Here is a 15,853-nt window from a genome sequence, read left to right on the forward strand (position 1 = left end):
GCAGCACATCCTGCGTCGCGCATGCCCCACATCACGTCGAAATCGCCTGCACGGGCGGGCCGGATCTCCATGCGTCTACTGCAGATCTGTGGTCGTGACCAGGCCGGGTACTAGCAGATTCCAGCAAGCGCCCCGCACCCGCTTCACGCGCCACCGCCATCGGTTCGGCAATAGTTGAGTGAATTCCGGCCCTTAGAGCAGTACATGCCCCCTACTTCCGCGCGCATCCCGCACCGGCTCCGCCGATGGCGCGTCGCTGGCTACGTCCTGCTGGGCATCTACCTGCTGTATCTGCTGGCCGGCAACATCTTCCTCAACACGCCACTGTTCGACCAGGTCACCAACCGCAAGCCGCACAAGTTCGTGATGACCACGGGCCCAGCCCTCACCTTGCTGCCCGGCCACGTGATCGCCTGGAACGTGCACATGCGCGGCCACGTCAACCACACCGTCTACGTGCTGCATGCCGACCGGGCAAGCGCCAGGCTGGCAGTCCTGCCGCTGTTCCAGCGCGAAGTGCGGGTTCCGCGCCTGCAGGCCACGGGCGTCTCGGCCGAGATCAGCCGTGTTGAAGAGGCCATCCCGCCGCCCCCGCGCAGCGACCAGGGCTGGACGCTGCGGTTCGATGCCATCCACAGCGACAGCATCCGCAGCGCCCGTTTCGGCAAGCTGCTGATCATCGGCAAGGGCCAGGGCACGGTCGGCTTCGTCAAGCAGCTGCGCGGCGGTCCTTCGGAACTGCTGGATTCAACAGTCACATTCAAGGGTGCAGACACCAGTTTCGACGGCGTGCAGCTGCTGGGCGACATGAACCTGGCTGCGCGCTTCAGCTACCCACGCCACTACCGTGACCAGGCGCCTGGGCTGGCCAAACTGAAGATCCTGCATGCCCAGCTGGACGTTGATGCACGCAGCCAGGGCCTGCGTATGGATACGGATGCCACCACCCCGAAGATCTCCAGCGCCCCGGTGCCGGGCCGCCTGCAGCTCTCGGCACACCTGATCGATGGTCAGCTGCAACCCGGCGACCGCGCTCTCTGGCAGGTGCCGCTCTATCTTGGCGACGGGGCTCCAGACCGCGGCGTGCTGGCCCTTCAGCTCAACGTGGCCAACGACCTGCGCCTGCAGGCACGCCTGCCACCACGGCCCGACTCAGGCAGCGAAGTGGACGCGGACCTGCACATCACCGGCCGTGAAATCCCCTTCCAGGATCCGGGCCAGTTGCTGGAGCGCAGTTCAGGTACGGTACGCGGCGAATGGACATTCACCTCGCTCAACTGGATCCCTGCCCTGTTCGTCCGCAAGCCGTGGCTGCAACTGGACGGCGGCGGCACGCTGAAGGCCGACCTGCGGCTGCACAATGGCGAGCTGAGCGAAGGCAGCACGGTGGACATTCCCTCTGCCGAAGCAGTTGCCGAGGTCGCCGGCGTCCGGCTTGCCGGTACCGCCAGCGCGCATGGGGAACTGAAGTCAGGTACTCCGAATCAGGCGCTGCTTGCGGTCCGCCTGCCCCGCTTCACCGCGCGTCCCACCGATGCCAAGGACGTTCGGCTGTTCGACGGCCGCAATCTGGCGCTGGACCTGACCGGCGACGGTCGTCTGCAGGAACTGCGCAAGGGCGTGCGCGCGCACCTGAGCTTCAGCGAAGCCACCATTCCAGATCTGTCCGCCTACAACCGTTATCTCGGTTCAAAACAGGTGCGCCTGCTGCGCGGCACCGGCTTACTCAGCGGTGATGCCACCCTCGATACCGATGGCCGCGTTGGCCATGGCACGGCCCGCCTGCAGGGGCGCGGCACCAGTGCGAGGGTGGCAGGGCTGGACATGGGCGGCGATGTGGACGTGAACGCAACGCTGCGCCGGGGCGACTTCAACCAGCGTCATTTCGACCTGTCCGGCACCACGGTCGAGCTACGCAACGTGCAGGTGGCCGGCACGGAACGCTCGACGGCGTGGAAAGGGCGTGCCACCTTCAGACGCGGCCGCATCGATGCGCAATCGCCCTTCCAGGTGGACGCCACCACCGACCTGGCGCTCAGTGATGCGCGCCCCTTGCTGGCGTTGTTCGCCGAGCGCACGGACTACCCGCGCTGGACCTTGTCGCTGCTGGACTCCGGCCAGGTGGATGCGCAGGCCAGGCTGCGCTGGCGCCCGGGCCATCTGGTGATTGATGGCCTGCAGGCCGAGAATGATCGGCTGTCGGTGCGCGCGCGACTGGATCTGCTGGAGCAGCGCAAGCGCGGCGACCTTTATCTGCGCTGGGGGCTGTTGGGCGCGGGCATCGAACTGGATGGCGACCAGCGCCAGTGGCACCTGGCCAAGGCGCGCGAGTGGTTTGACGAGCGCCCTTCCCTGCTGCCAACAGGCACTGGCGGATCCTCAGACTGAATGCCGCGGCATCTGCATCCATATGCCGCGTTCATGCGTATGCAGGGGCATACGGAGCATGGAGCGGTATCGGGATGAAGCGCGGCACACAGATTTCCGGGTTTCTGGGCTGGTTGGCGATCACCTTCGCTGCGGCCGCATTGGGCGCGTGGGCATCTTCATCGGCGGCCACCTTCTATACCACGCTTGCCCTGCCCGCGTGGGCGCCGCCGGCCGGCGTGTTCGGCCCGGTGTGGACGCTGCTCTATGCGCTGATGGCGGTTGCGGCTTGGCGGGTCTGGCGCGAGCGCGGCTGGCGCGGCGCGCAACCGGCACTGCGGCTCTATCTGTTGCAGTTGGCCGTCAACGCACTGTGGAGCTGGCTGTTCTTCGGCTGGAAACTTGGCGCCCTTGCGTTCGCGGACATTCTTCTGCTGATTGCGCTGGTGTGCGCCACGATCGTCAGGTTTGCGCGCGTCAGCCGCATTGCGGCAGTAATGCTGCTTCCCTACCTGGCCTGGATCGTGTTTGCCTGCGCGCTGAACTACGCGGTGTGGCGCGCCAATCCCGCACTGCTGTGAGCGCAACAGATCTGAGTCAAGCCTGGGCAATGGCCTGCGGGCGCCACGCCCGCAACAGCGACGACTTGAAGGCCTGCTGACCACAGCCGGTGGGGCAGCGCACCACTCTGGCTGCAGAATGGCTCACCAACCCTTGGCCTTCCTCTGCCTTGAACACCGTTTCGCAGGAAAGGCAGCGGGCCACCAGCGAGTACAGGTGCAGAAGACGACCGCTGGCAGGATCCTGCAGGGCATCCACATCCAGCAGTTCAAACTGGCAGCTGTCAGGCAGCATGCGGTACGGAAGAGGTGGGAGCGTCTGCAGGTTCACGGGCGTGGCAACGGTTGGAGGTGGATTCACCCTAGGACAATCGCTGTCGAGCTGGCGTGCAGCCGATATGCATTGGATGCAAAACCTCTGCACGGGCGCCTTACACATCGTCCGCCGCTGTGTAGATGAAGAATTCAGGTTTGAATGAAACGGCCTTCACGGGCATCAGGTGGTAGGCGAATGCGCGATTTTGCTTCACCATCCCTGCTAGCCGGATGTATCGCTGGGCTTTTCCAGCCATCCATGAAACATGAGCCCCTCCGTTGATGCCTTCTGCCCAGTCCACGCCCGACCTTGCGCTGTCCCGTTGTGCGCGCGAACCCATCCACACACCCGGCGCGATCCAGCCCTACGGTGTGCTTCTGGTGCTGGAGCCGCAGTCGTTGCGGGTGCGCGAGCGCGCCATCAGTCAGCCGAGCGTCCTTCAGCAGTTCGGCGAGCCGTTGCTTCAGCACGTCAGTGAGGTACTCGGTGGCGTGCTGGCGCCCTTCCAGGCGCTGCTCCGGCAGACCACCATCGGCAGCAGTGCGCATGTGGGCGCCGTGCACCTGGATGGCCACGGCCGCCATCAGCTGCTGGTGCATCGCTCCGCCACCGACCTCCTTGTCGAGCTGGAAGCGCCGGTTGCGGGCCAGCCCGGTTCTCTTGAAGAGCTGTATCCGGCCATCCGCGAGCTGATGACCGCCATCGAATCGGCCTCGACGGTGGAAGACCTGTGCCAGCTGGCCGCCGCGCACATGCGCCGGCTCACCGGCTTCGATCGCACCCTGGTCTATCAGTTCGACGCCGGCTGGAACGGCATCGTGGTGGCGGAAGAAGGCAATGGCCTGTTGCCCTCGTACCTGGACCTGCGTTTTCCTGAATCTGACATTCCCGCCCAGGCACGCGAACTCTACCGCCGCAACCGGGTGCGCCTGATCGCGGACAACAACTACACCCCTGCCCCGTTGATGCGGGCCGAGGAGCATCGCGACGCACCGCCGACTGATCTGAGCCTGGCGGTGCTGCGCAGCGTATCCCCGGTGCACCTGCAGTACATGCGCAACATGGGCACCGGGGCGTCGATGTCGGTCTCGCTGGTCCATGAGGGCCAGTTGTGGGGGCTGATGTCGTGCCATACGGTGCAGCCGCGCCGCCTGCCCTACCACGTGCGCACGGCCTGCGAGTTCATGGGCCAGATCCTGTCGCTGCAGATTGCCCTGAAGGAGCGTGCGCGCGCGATCGAGGAACGCGTGGTTCGCCGTTCCGTGCTGGTCAAGCTGCTGGGACGCATGGCCGGTGACGAGGACTTCATTGCCGCGCTGCGCCTGGATGAGACCAGCCTGCTGTCGCTGACCGGTGCCGCTGGCGCGGCCATCGTGCACAAGGGCGACTGCATGCGCGTTGGCCGGTGCCCTTCTGCCAGCGACGTCCTGGCGCTGACCGACTGGTTGTCCGCGCAGCATGCCGGCCAGGAAATCTACTGCACTGATCATCTGGCCGCCGACTGGGCGGAGGGCGCTCGCCTGGCGGAGGTGGCCAGTGGCCTGCTGGCGGTCTCCATCTCGCAGCTGCATGACAGCTACCTGATGTGGTTCCGCCCAGAGGTGGTGCGTACTGTCAGTTGGGGTGGCGATCCCCGAAAGACCGCAGCGCCGGATGTCGTGCTGTCTCCACGCCATTCCTTTGAGGCATGGAAGGAGACCGTGCAGCAGCGCAGCCTGCCATGGGGTGACGCCGATCGCGATGCCGCGCACGAGATGCGAACCGCCATCGTCGACGTCGTGTTGCGCAAGGCCGAGGAAATGGCCGAGCTGAACGAGCAGCTCCTGCGCAGCAACAAGGAACTGGAGGCATTCTCCTATTCGGTCAGCCACGACCTGCGCGCCCCCTTCCGCCATATCGTCGGTTATTCGGAGCTGCTGGGCAGCTCGGCCGGTGAACGCCTCAACGAGACCGAGCGCCGCTTCCTGGACACCATCGTCGAGTCGGCAAAGTCCGCCGGAACGCTGGTGGACGACCTGCTCAGCTTCTCGCAGATGGGACGCTCCACGCTGGGACGGGTGCGGCTGGACATGGCTGCGCTGGTCGGGGATGTCCGCAAGAGCCTGGCGCTGGACTACGCCGGTCGCGATGTGCAGTGGACGATGGCGCCGCTGCCGGAGGTGGAAGCCGACCCGACCATGCTGCGCCTGGTCTGGCAGAACCTGTTGTCCAATGCGGTCAAGTTCACCCGCGAGCGCGACCAGGCGGTGATCGAGGTCGGCCACGAACGCAGCGACGATGAAGATCACTTCTTCGTGCGCGACAACGGCTGCGGCTTCGACATGCGCTATGTGGACAAACTGTTTGGCGTGTTCCAGCGCCTGCATCACGTCGAGGAATTCGAAGGCACCGGCATCGGCCTGGCCAACGTGCGTCGCATCATCGGCCGCCACGGCGGCCGCACCTGGGCCGAAGGCGAACCCGGCAAGGGCGCCACGATCCACTTCACCCTACCCCGTTCCACAGGAGATTACCCATGAGGGACCTGCGGCCGATCCTCCTGGTCGAGGACAGCCCAAAGGATGCCGAACTGACACTGGCCGCGTTGTCGCGCTGCCAGCTGCTGAATGACGTCATCCATGTACGAGACGGCGCCGAAGCGCTGGACTACCTGCGCTGCGAGGGAAAGTTCGCCGGGGCCAACCATGGTGGCCCCGTGGTGGTGCTTCTGGACCTGAAGCTGCCCAAGGTCAACGGTCTGGAAGTGCTGGAACAGGTTCGCGGAGATCCGCAGCTGAGCAGCACCCCGATCGTCATGCTGACCTCTTCCCGCGAAGAGCAGGATCTCGTGCGCAGTTACGAACTGGGTGTGAATGCCTTCGTGGTGAAGCCTGTCGACTTCAAGGAATTCTTCGACGCGATCCAGGGGTTGGGCATGTTCTGAGGCATCACCAACCAGCCACCGCCACATCGCCCCTCCGGTACGGGGCAGCACAATGCATGATGGATCGCGCAGCAGCGAGCGCCTGCGCATCCTCATGCTGGAGGACAGTGCGCTCGATGCGGAGCTGATCACCGCACAGCTGCAGCGCGCCGGCCTGGACTTCGAGGCCGAGCGCCTGTGGACCCGCAACGCCTTCATCGAGGCAATCGACAGCCGACCGTTCGACGTGATCCTCGCCGATCATGTCCTGCCTGGCTTCGATGGCGACGCTGCACTTGCCCTGGCACGCGAGCGCGTGCCACAGACGCCTTTCATCTTTGTCTCCGGCACGCTGACCGAGGAGCTGGCGGTCCAGGCTCTCACGCGCGGTGCCCGCGACTATGTGGTGAAGCAACGCCTGCAACGCTTGCCCGATGCGATCCGCCGCGCCCGCCAGGAGGCGCACGAGCGCACCCAGCTTGCCAATGCGCAGGCCGCGCTGAACGACAGCCAGGCCCAGCTGCAGCAGGTGACCGACGCCGTTCCTGCACTGATCGCCCAGCTGGACAAGGACCATCGCTACAGGTTTGCCAACAAGGCGTTTCTGGACTGGCATGGCTTCAGCCTTGCCGAACTGCTGGGCCGCACCGCACGGGAAGTCAGTGGCATTTCTGCGTTTGAACATGCGTTGCCCAGCCTGGAGCGCGTGCTTCAGGGCGAGCGCTCCAGCTTCCAGGTGGAGCTGATCCATCGCAGTGGCCAGTCACGATTCGTGCAGATGGATTGCGTGCCGGAACATGCGGCCGACGGCAGTGTGGTTGGCTACATCTGCATGGCCAGCGACGTATCCCTGCTGAAGCAGGCCGAACTGGCGCTGCGCGAAGACAACCAGGAACTGGAGCGGCAGGTCCAGGCGCGCACGGCCGAGTTGAGGGCCAGCAAGCGTCGCCTGCAGGCCATTTTCGAATCCAGCTTCCAGCACCAGGTACTGCTCGATCTTTCCGGCGGCGTGGTTGATGCCAACGTCGCCTCGCTGGCCGCCGTACTGGCCGACAAGAAGGATGTGGTGGGCCAGCCTTATGTGCAGTCGCCGTGGTTCGCCACGACCGACGAGGTTGCCACCACCGTTGATCAGGCCGTCACCGATGCCGTGCACGGCCACAGCTCGCTGCATGCGCTGGATATCGAGCTGCCGACCGGGCGGCGCAGTTTCGACTTCTCGTTCCGCCCCCTGCTGGACGCAGACGGTGCGGTTACGGCCGTGGTCTCCGAAGCGGTGGAAACCACCGCCCGGCTGCAGGCCGAACACGCGCTGCGCCAGTCGCAGAAGATCGAGGCCGTGGGCCAACTGACCGGTGGCATCGCCCACGACTTCAACAACATCCTGACGGTCATCTCCGGCAACGTCGAACACGCCATGCTGCTCAGCGAGCGCGCTGGTGAACCGGCCGCGCTGGTCGGTCGCGCCCTGGACAATGCCCTGAAGGGCGTGGGACGTGCCGCCAGCCTCACCCAGCGGTTGCTGGCATTTGCCCGCCGCCAGCCGTTGCATAGCCAGGCGGCCAACCTCAACGACCGCCTGCTGGACATGCACGACATGCTGCAGCGTGCGTTGGGCGAACTGGTGCAACTGGAGATCCGCAGCGCCCAGGACATCTGGTGCGTGGAGATCGACGTCAGCCAGTTGGAGGCCTCTGTGCTCAACCTGGCGGTCAATGCCCGAGATGCAATGCCTCACGGTGGCCGGCTGGTCATCGAGGTCGACAACAGCCACCTGGACCATGACTACGCCGCGCTGTTCCCCGATGCCGAACCCGGCGAGTACGTGATGCTTCGCGTGCGCGACAACGGGCACGGCATGGATGCAGCCACGTTGGCGCGCGTGTTCGAACCGTTCTTCACCACCAAGCAGGTCGGCCGTGGCACTGGGCTGGGCTTGTCGATGGTGCACGGCTTCGTCAAGCAGTCCGGCGGTCATGTCCTGATCGATTCGGTGGAAGGCGGCGGCACCAGCATCACCATGATGTTCCCGCGCTCGCCGCTGGCGCTGCCCAGCGAAGCGCGTGCGCCACAGTCTGGCTTGGCCGGCTACGCGCCGCGTGAGGAAACCATCCTGGTGGCCGAGGACAACGACGATGTGCGCGCGCACACGGTTGATTCACTGCGCCTGCTGGGCTACCGCGTACTGGAAGCGCATGACGGACCGTCCGCGCTGCGATTGCTGGAGCGCCCGGACACGAGGGTCGACCTGCTGTTCTCCGACGTGGTGATGCCCGGCATGTCGGGCTGGGAACTGGTCCGCGAGGTCCGCGAGCGCTGGCCTGAAGTTGCTGTGCTGTTCACTTCGGGCTATCCACGCGACCACGAGGCGGTGGGTAGTCAGGGTCGGTTCGCTGCGCTGCTGCCGAAGCCGTTTACCCGCAGTGACCTTGCACAGGCGGTACGCACCGCGCTGGACGCTGCCGCGCACTGAGCTCACGCCGCCGGATCACGCGTGCCTGCCGCGATCCGGTTGATGTCCGCGCACTCCACCGTGGCAGGCGGATGCTCTCTTCCTGCCAGTGCGATCATCGCCTGGCCCACCGCCAGATTGCTGGTGACCAGTGAAGGGACGAGTGCGCCCGCCAGTTTCATCAGCGGCGCGCCACCCCAGTACAGGGGCTTGAGCACCGCGTGGCGCGTGCCGGTTCCCGATACCGGCCGCACGCCTCCCGGGCGCAGCATCACGGTACGCACCGGCATCCTGCGGAGCGCCAGTTCGATTTCGCCCTTGATCCGCAGCGGCATCACCCGGCTCTGCGGGTCCGCGCCGGCGCCGGACACATACAGAAAGCAACCGTCGGGATTCACTGCCGCCCACGCGCGGGCCACGGCCAGTGTGGTGTCCAGCGTCACCCGCCGGTACTCGGCTTCGGCGGTGCCCACCGGAGGCGCGCCCGCGCAATAGAAGCACGCGTTGAAGCCAGCCAGATCGTCACGCTGCTCATCGATGCGCAGGAAATCCGGCACGACCCGCTCGCTTCCCGCACCGCTGAGGCTGCCCGGACGCCGTACCAGCGCGGTCAGATGGCCGACCTGCGATGAGCGCTGGCAGGCCAACGCCACGCCCTGCCCCACCAACCCGGCGGCGCCGGTCAACAGAACACGCAATGCTTCTGCCCTCGCCATCACCGTCTCCCGCCCCGCTAGAGCTTCACGAAACGCTGCACCTTCCGCGCCAGCCAGCCACTGAACACCAGGGGTGCATCCAGCGCCGACACGCAGATACACGGCACCCCTGGCGCGGTCACCGGCTGGTGCTCCACGTCCCCATCCAGGTCCGCCACGTCGCCGGGCGCGAACAACCCCAACGCATCATTGTACGAGCCCCGCAGGATCTGGGTCAGCTCGCTTCGGCCGTGGCTGTGCATCGGCAGGCACTTGCCCGGGGCAATCTTCAGCATGATCAGCGAAGGCATCTGCTCGGCACGGATGCAGTGCACGCCCGGCGCCATCCAGCGCCAGCGCAGGCCACTGAGCGACGCGCCGAAATACGGGTGAAGTGACGCAGGAAGATGGTCCGGATCGGCTTCGGGGCGCTCTCTGGAAACGGTCCGTGATGACACTGCCGCGGCAGGCACATCCGTCGCCAGGCGCATCAACATCGCGTCGCGCAACTGCTCGCGGCGTAGATCGCCCGTGGATGGCTGGGTCTGTTCCAGCAAGACCGATCCGATCGCCTCGGCCTCGCGCAGGCGCTGGCGACAGTGCGGGCACTGCTCCAGATGGGCGCCCGCCACGATGCTCAACGGCGCCGGAAGCGCGCCTGCGGCGTAGCTCATCAGTGTGGATTCGTGCAGATGGTGGTGCGGATTCACAGCGCACCTCCCACTTTCGACTGCAGTTGCAGGAACGCACGCCGCAGGTGCGATTTCACCGTGCCCAGCGGCATGCCCAGTGCCTCGGCGATCTCGCTGTGGCTCTTGGCCTCGAAGTAGGACATGCGCACCAGCCGCGCCTGCACTGCCGGCAACTCATTGATGCGTTGGCGAAGCCGGGCCTGGTCGGCGAACTGTTCGGCGCTGCTGCGCTCGACCACGTCCATCGTTGCCGCGTCTTCCACCGCCACCTGTACCTGCATCCAGCTGCGCTCGCGGCGCACGCGGTCGATATGCAGGTTGCGGGCGATGCGGTACAGCCAGGTGCTCAACGCACCCTGCGCGGCATCATAGTCGGCCGCGCGCAGCCACAGGCGCAGCAGGCACTCCTGCGCCAGCTCCTCGGCCACCGCCTCGGGCGCGCCCAGCCCGCGCAGATAGACGCACAGGCGCGGCATGAAATGGTCGTAGATCCGCATGAAACAGTCGCGGTCGCGCAGCCGCGCGACACCGTCCATGTCGCCGGCCCAGTTTTTCGGCTCGCTGCTGGGCTGCTGGGAGCTGGACACGATGCGTGCGCTGTTGAAGTTGGCGAGGGTGCTGGCGGCGTCAGGATACATCTGCGTTCGCGGCGGGCGGGTGAAGGTCTGTCCCCTGTACGCGCGGGAATGGCAATCGGATGCAGCCCGCATTGCGCATCCAACCCGCCCCGCCCGCCGTACGACCTGGACCCGCCCTTACGGATGAATGCCATGCGCATCGCCTGGCTGTTGTTGTGCCTGCCCCACGCCGGACTGGCGACCCCTTGGCTGCGCAGCGAGGGCGTGGCGACGTCCTCGCAGGGCCGGATCCTCTACCACGAAGTTCACTGGCGCCGCGACGCCAGCGAGGGGGCCGAGCACTGGGTGCTGTACCAGTGCCCCGGTGGCCAGCCGTTCGCCCGCAAGCACCTGCCGGCCAGCCCCCTGGCGCAGGCTCGTGGCTATACGCTGCAGGACCGGCGCAGTGGCCAGACGGCCGAGATCGAGGCCGCCAGCGTCGCTGTGTCCGTCGTCTGGAAGGAGGATGCCGCCAGCCCGCCCCGGCAGCGCAGGCTTGATTTGCCGCCGGATGCGGTGATCGATGCGGGATTCGACGCGGCGGTGCGCCTGCACTGGACAGCGCTGATGCAGGGCGAGCGCGTGTCGATGCCGTTCCTGGTGCCCGGGCGGCAGCGCTACTTCCCGGTGCAGGTGCGGCATACCGGCGCCCTGCGCTGGCAAGGCATCGACGCCCAGTCGATCGAGGTCAGCCTCGACACCTGGTATGGCGGCGTCGCACCCCGCCTGTCGCTGGTCTATGCCAACGCCGACAGGCGCCTTCTGGAATTCAATGGCACCAGCAACCTGCGCGATGCACGCGGCACCTATCCGCGGGTGACGGTGCGCTTCAGCGCACCTCCCGCGCAACGCCCCGCGTCTGAGTGGCAACAGGCATGGGCGCAGCCACTGGTCGACCGCTGCCCTGTTACGAACACGTGAAGCCAACATTCACCGCAACACGTCGCATCCATTGCGCATTCTGGTGCGTACAGGAAGACACGACACCCGCCGAGATCCGCCATGGCCTCTGTATCGCCCCTCCCCCGTCGACGCTGGCGCCTGCTGCGCACCCTGCAGCGCTGGGTTGATACCGGCGAAGCCGCGGACGTTGGCGCGGAACAGTCGGGCCGCATCGACTGGCTGCGTGCGGTGCCGTTCGCACTGATGCATGTGGCGTGCATCGCGGTGATCTGGGTAGGTGTCTCATGGACGGCTGTCATCGTGGCCGCAGCGCTCTACGCGGTGCGCATGTTCGCCATCACCGCGTTCTATCACCGCTACTTCTCACACCGCACCTTCCAGGCACCGCGCGCGGTGCAGTTCGTGTTCGCGGTGATCGGCGCGGCCAGCGTGCAGCGCGGCCCGCTGTGGTGGGCGGCTCATCATCGCCACCATCACCGCCACGCAGACCAGCCACTGGACCCGCATTCGCCGCGCGAGGGAGGCTTCTGGCGCAGCCACATGGGCTGGTTCCTGACCCGCGAAGCCTTCGCCACCGACCTGTCGCGGGTGCCGGACCTGGCGCGCTTCCCGGAACTGCGCTGGCTGGACCGCTTCGACACCGCCATTCCCGTGCTGCTGGCCATCGGCCTCTATGCATTGGGCGCAGCACTGGAACACTGGGCGCCGGGCCTGCACACCTCCGGCCCGCAGTTGCTGGTGTGGGGATTCTTCATTTCCACCATCGTGCTGTTCCACGCCACGGTCACCATCAACTCGCTGGCCCACCGCTTCGGTCGTCGCCGCTTCGAGACCCGCGACGACAGCCGCAACAACCTCTGGCTGGCCCTGCTGACGTTCGGCGAAGGCTGGCACAACAACCATCACTTCTTCCCCGGCACCGTACGCCAGGGCTTCCGCTGGTGGGAGATCGACCTGACCTGGTACGGGCTGCGCGTGATGGCGGCGTTCGGCCTGGTCAAGGGACTCAAGCCCATCCCCGAATGGGTGCTGGCAAAGGCGAGGTACTGACATGCGCATCGCCATCATCGGTTCAGGCATCTCGGGGCTGGCCAGCGCCTGGTGGCTGCAGGAGCGGCACCAGGTGACGCTGTTCGAGGCCAACGATTACCTGGGCGGCCACACCCATACCCACGACGTGCAGATAGACGGCACGCGCATGGCCGTGGACACCGGCTTCATTGTCTTCAATCCCCGGCACTACCCGCTGCTGACGGCACTGTTCGATGAGCTGGGCGTGGCCTCGCAGCCGACCACCATGAGCTTTTCGATGCACAGCGAGCGCAGCGGCGTGGAGTACAACGCCACCTCGCTGGATGGCCTGTTCTGCCAGCGACGCAACCTGGTATCGCCGCGCTTCTGGGGCATGCTGGCCGACCTGCGCCGCTTCTATCGGGATGCCCCGCTGTTGCTGGGCGAGGACGAAGGCCCAACGCTGGGCCAGTACCTGCGCGATCAGCGCTACGGCGAGGCCTTCATTGAAGAGCACCTTCTGCCGATGGCCTCGGCACTGTGGTCGTCTCCCACCGCCACGGTGCAGGACTTCCCCGCGCGCTATCTGGCCCAGTTCATGGCCAACCACCAGATGCTGCAGATGACCGGGCGGTCCTCCTGGCGGGTCGTTACCGGCGGGTCGGCCCGTTACGTGGATGCACTGCGCCGCCGTTGGCGGGTGCATGAGCGCCTGCAGTGCCCGGTGCAGCGGGTGGAGCGCACGCCTGAGGGCGCACGCGTGCACAGTGCCGCCGGCGTCGAAGCCTTCGACGAAGTCATCCTGGCCTGCCATAGCGACCAGGCCCTGGCCCTGCTGGGTGATGCCGACCCCGTCGAGCGCGAGGTGCTGGGTGCCATCCGCTACCAATCCAACGAAGCGGTACTGCATACCGATGCCTCGCTGCTGCCACGCAACCGCAAGGCCTGGGCCGCCTGGAATGCACATGTACCGCGGGATCCAACCGCGCCCTGCACGGTCAGTTACTGCATGAACCTGCTGCAGGGCCTGCCCGGCAGCACGCCATTGGTGGTCACCCTCAACCGCAGCGAAGCCATCGACCCGGCCAGGGTGCTGCGCACGCTGCACTATGCACACCCGGTGCACGATCATGCTGCGGTTCGCGCGCAGCAGCGATGGGCAGACCTGCAGGGCCATCGCCACACCTGGTTCGCAGGGGCCTACTGGGGCTGGGGCTTCCATGAGGATGGTATTCGCAGCGCCCGCCGCGTGGTGGATGCGCTGTTGGCCTGCGCACCGCATCGCCAGGTATCGCTGGCGCGCGAGGTGGCGGCATGAGCGCCAGCGCACTCTATTTCGGGCAGGTGATGCATCGCCGGCATCACCCGCATCCGCATACGTTCCGTTATCCGGTTGCACAACTGCTGCTCGACCTGGATGAACTAGAGACCGTGTTTGCCGGGCGCTGGCTGTGGTCGGTCAATCGGCGCAACCTTGCCGAGTTCCGGCGCAGCGACTATTTCGGCGATCCCGCACAGCCTCTGGCCGACGCCGTGCGCGACCATGCCGCGCAGACGCTTGGCCATCGACCTTCGGGGCCGGTACGCCTGCTGACGCACCTTCGCTTTGCCGGGCATGTGTTCAACCCGGTCAGTTTCTACTACTGCTACCAGGCCGACGGCAGCTCGCTGGACTGCATCGTGGCCGAGATCACCAATACGCCCTGGAAGGAGCGGCACGCGTACGTGCTGCCGGTCGCCACGGCCGTCCACGAAGGTGCGTCACTGCGTTGGCAGTTCGACAAGCGATTCCACGTCTCGCCGTTCATGCCGATGGACTGCCGTTACGACTGGCGCTTCAACAGCCCCGATGAGGACCTGCGTGTGCACATGCAGGTCTGGCGAGACGGCATTCGCCAGTTCGATGCCACCCAGACGCTGCAACGCCGCCCTCTGGATGGCCGCGGCCTGGCGCGGGTTCTGGCCTGCTATCCACTGATGACCACCCAGGTGGTGGCCGCCATCCACTGGCACGCACTGCGGCTGTGGCTGAAGCGCAACCCCGTACACGACCACCCCACCCTTGCCGGGAAACCGCGATGAACTCGATGACACCTTCGGTGACCCTGCCGCGCCCCAGCGCGCTGGACGCCTTCCTGCGCCGCCGGCTGCTGGCACAGCTTGCCCCCCTGCGTGACGGCCACCTGTGCGTGCGCGATGCCCTTGGCGAGGTCCGGCTGGGCAACGCCCATGCCGGGCTGCAGGTGACGGTGACCATTGATGACCCGGCGTTCTACCGGAAGGTCGCTGCGCAGGGCAGCGTCGGCGCCGGCGAGAGCTACATCCAGGGCGAATGGCACTGCGATGATCTGGTGGCTCTGATACGCCTGCTGGTCCGCAACCGCGACCTGCTTGATGGCATGGAGCAGGGCCCGGCCCGTGTGGCTGGCTGGCTGCTGCGCGGCTGGAACCGGCTGCACCGCAACAGCCGCGAGGGCAGCCGGCGCAACATCGCCGCCCACTACGACCTGGGCAACGATTTCTTCGCCCTGTTCCTGTCGCCGGACCTGATGTACTCGTCGGCGCTGTTCACCAGCGAATCCGAATCGCTGGAGTCTGCCTCGCGCCGCAAGCTGGACCGCATCTGCCAGCAGCTGCAACTCACGCCGGGTGACCGGGTGGTGGAAATCGGTACCGGCTGGGGTGGCTTCGCGGTGCACGCGGCGCAGCACTATGGCTGCCACGTCACCACCACCACCATCTCCGCCGAACAGCATGCGCTGGCCGTCGAGCGCGTTCGGGCCGCCGGCCTGCAGGACCGGGTCACGTTGCTGATGCAGGACTACCGTGACCTGCAGGGCCGGTTCGACAAGCTGGTTTCGATCGAAATGATCGAAGCGATCGGCGCCGAGTACCTGGACACCTACATGGCCACGCTGCAGCGGCTGCTGAAGCCCGATGGCGTTGCCCTGCTGCAGGCCATCACCATCGAGGACCATCGCTACGAGCAGGCCCGGCGCAGCGTCGACTACATCAAGCGCTACGTGTTCCCCGGCAGCTTCATTCCCTCCATCAACGCGATCATGGCGGCCAAGACGCGGTCCAGCGACCTTCAGCTGATCGCCCAGCAGGATTTCGGCCATTCCTACGCGCTGACCCTGCGCACCTGGCGCCAGCGCTTCCTCGCCCAGCTGCCCGCCGTGCAGGCACAGGGGTTCGATGCGCGCTTCTGCCGCCTGTGGGACTTCTACCTGGCCTACTGCGAAGGCGGCTTCCTGGAGCGTTCGATCGGTGTTTCGCATCTGCTGCTGGCGCGCCCGGGCCATCGACCCGCGGTCCCGGCTGGCGAAGGCAACTGA

At 66.4% G+C, this 15,853-nt stretch carries 14 protein-coding genes; 10 read left to right on the top strand and 4 right to left on the bottom strand.

Translation table 11 applies throughout. The annotated features are described in order from the left end of the window. The first annotated feature begins 204 nt into the window (after positions 1-204). Together AASM09_RS11810 and AASM09_RS11815 are read left to right on the top strand one after the other, a co-directional pair. Entirely contained in the window at positions 205-2,388 is a 2,184-nt protein-coding gene (locus AASM09_RS11810) for a hypothetical protein (protein ID WP_049429280.1), read from the top strand. 74 nt (positions 2,389-2,462) lie between these two features. Further along, positions 2,463-2,948 (top strand): TspO/MBR family protein, encoded by a 486-nt coding sequence (locus tag AASM09_RS11815; RefSeq protein WP_049429281.1) that lies wholly within the window; start codon positions 2,463-2,465, stop codon positions 2,946-2,948. 16 nt (positions 2,949-2,964) lie between these two features. Here AASM09_RS11815 and AASM09_RS11820 read toward each other — a convergent pair whose 3' ends face one another. Beyond that, positions 2,965-3,258, bottom strand: a complete 294-nt coding sequence (locus tag AASM09_RS11820; RefSeq protein WP_049429282.1) for a hypothetical protein — start codon at positions 3,256-3,258, stop codon at positions 2,965-2,967. Between the two features lie 266 nt (positions 3,259-3,524). Between AASM09_RS11820 and AASM09_RS11825 the strand changes: the two genes are divergently transcribed. From AASM09_RS11825 to AASM09_RS11835, 3 genes are read left to right on the top strand one after another with little or no spacing between them, the layout of a single operon-like run. Continuing rightward, positions 3,525-5,762, top strand: coding sequence for an ATP-binding protein (locus tag AASM09_RS11825; RefSeq protein WP_049429283.1), 2,238 nt, complete (start codon positions 3,525-3,527; stop codon positions 5,760-5,762). Beyond that, the gene (locus tag AASM09_RS11830) at positions 5,759-6,166 is read left to right on the top strand and encodes a response regulator (protein ID WP_049429284.1); all 408 of its coding nucleotides are present in this window, start codon (positions 5,759-5,761) and stop codon (positions 6,164-6,166) included. The genes AASM09_RS11825 and AASM09_RS11830 overlap by 4 nt, the downstream gene beginning before the upstream one ends. Before the next feature lie 52 nt (positions 6,167-6,218). Beyond that, the gene (locus AASM09_RS11835) at positions 6,219-8,618 is read left to right on the top strand and encodes a hybrid sensor histidine kinase/response regulator (RefSeq protein ID WP_049429285.1); all 2,400 of its coding nucleotides are present in this window, start codon (positions 6,219-6,221) and stop codon (positions 8,616-8,618) included. A gap of 2 nt (positions 8,619-8,620) precedes the next feature. Here the strand turns inward: AASM09_RS11835 and AASM09_RS11840 are convergent, their stop codons facing one another. From AASM09_RS11840 to AASM09_RS11850, 3 genes are read right to left on the bottom strand one after another with little or no spacing between them, the layout of a single operon-like run. Then, entirely contained in the window at positions 8,621-9,313 is a 693-nt protein-coding gene (locus AASM09_RS11840; RefSeq protein ID WP_100443511.1) for an oxidoreductase, read from the bottom strand. Positions 9,314-9,330: 17 nt separating this feature from the next. Beyond that, positions 9,331-10,002 carry a ChrR family anti-sigma-E factor gene (locus tag AASM09_RS11845; RefSeq protein WP_049429287.1) on the bottom strand — a complete coding sequence of 224 codons (672 nt, stop codon included), beginning with the start codon at positions 10,000-10,002 and terminating at the stop codon, positions 9,331-9,333. Continuing rightward, complete coding sequence (locus AASM09_RS11850; RefSeq protein ID WP_049429288.1) at positions 9,999-10,622, bottom strand: sigma-70 family RNA polymerase sigma factor; 624 nt, start codon at positions 10,620-10,622, stop codon at positions 9,999-10,001. Before AASM09_RS11850 ends, AASM09_RS11845 begins: the two co-directional genes overlap by 4 nt. 132 nt (positions 10,623-10,754) lie before the next feature. Here AASM09_RS11850 and AASM09_RS11855 point away from each other — a divergent pair, with 132 nt between their 5' ends. The 5 genes from AASM09_RS11855 (at position 10,755) to AASM09_RS11875 (ending at position 15,853) form a co-directional block, all read left to right on the top strand. Continuing rightward, a complete protein-coding gene (locus AASM09_RS11855) occupies positions 10,755-11,522 on the top strand; it encodes a hypothetical protein (RefSeq protein WP_049429300.1) in 768 nt (255 codons plus the stop codon). Positions 11,523-11,603: 81 nt separating this feature from the next. After that, complete coding sequence (locus AASM09_RS11860) at positions 11,604-12,554, top strand: acyl-CoA desaturase (RefSeq protein WP_049429289.1); 951 nt, start codon at positions 11,604-11,606, stop codon at positions 12,552-12,554. Position 12,555: 1 nt separating this feature from the next. After that, positions 12,556-13,833 (top strand): NAD(P)/FAD-dependent oxidoreductase, encoded by a 1,278-nt coding sequence (locus tag AASM09_RS11865; RefSeq protein ID WP_049429290.1) that lies wholly within the window; start codon positions 12,556-12,558, stop codon positions 13,831-13,833. Next, positions 13,830-14,597 carry a DUF1365 domain-containing protein gene (locus tag AASM09_RS11870; RefSeq protein WP_049429291.1) on the top strand — a complete coding sequence of 256 codons (768 nt, stop codon included), beginning with the start codon at positions 13,830-13,832 and terminating at the stop codon, positions 14,595-14,597. Before AASM09_RS11865 ends, AASM09_RS11870 begins: the two co-directional genes overlap by 4 nt. Further along, positions 14,594-15,853, top strand: coding sequence for an SAM-dependent methyltransferase (locus tag AASM09_RS11875; protein WP_049429292.1), 1,260 nt, complete (start codon positions 14,594-14,596; stop codon positions 15,851-15,853). Before AASM09_RS11870 ends, AASM09_RS11875 begins: the two co-directional genes overlap by 4 nt.

Origin of the sequence: Stenotrophomonas maltophilia (genome assembly GCF_039555535.1) — a bacterium.
In the GTDB taxonomy this organism is placed as follows: Bacteria; Pseudomonadota; Gammaproteobacteria; order Xanthomonadales; family Xanthomonadaceae; genus Stenotrophomonas; species Stenotrophomonas maltophilia_Q.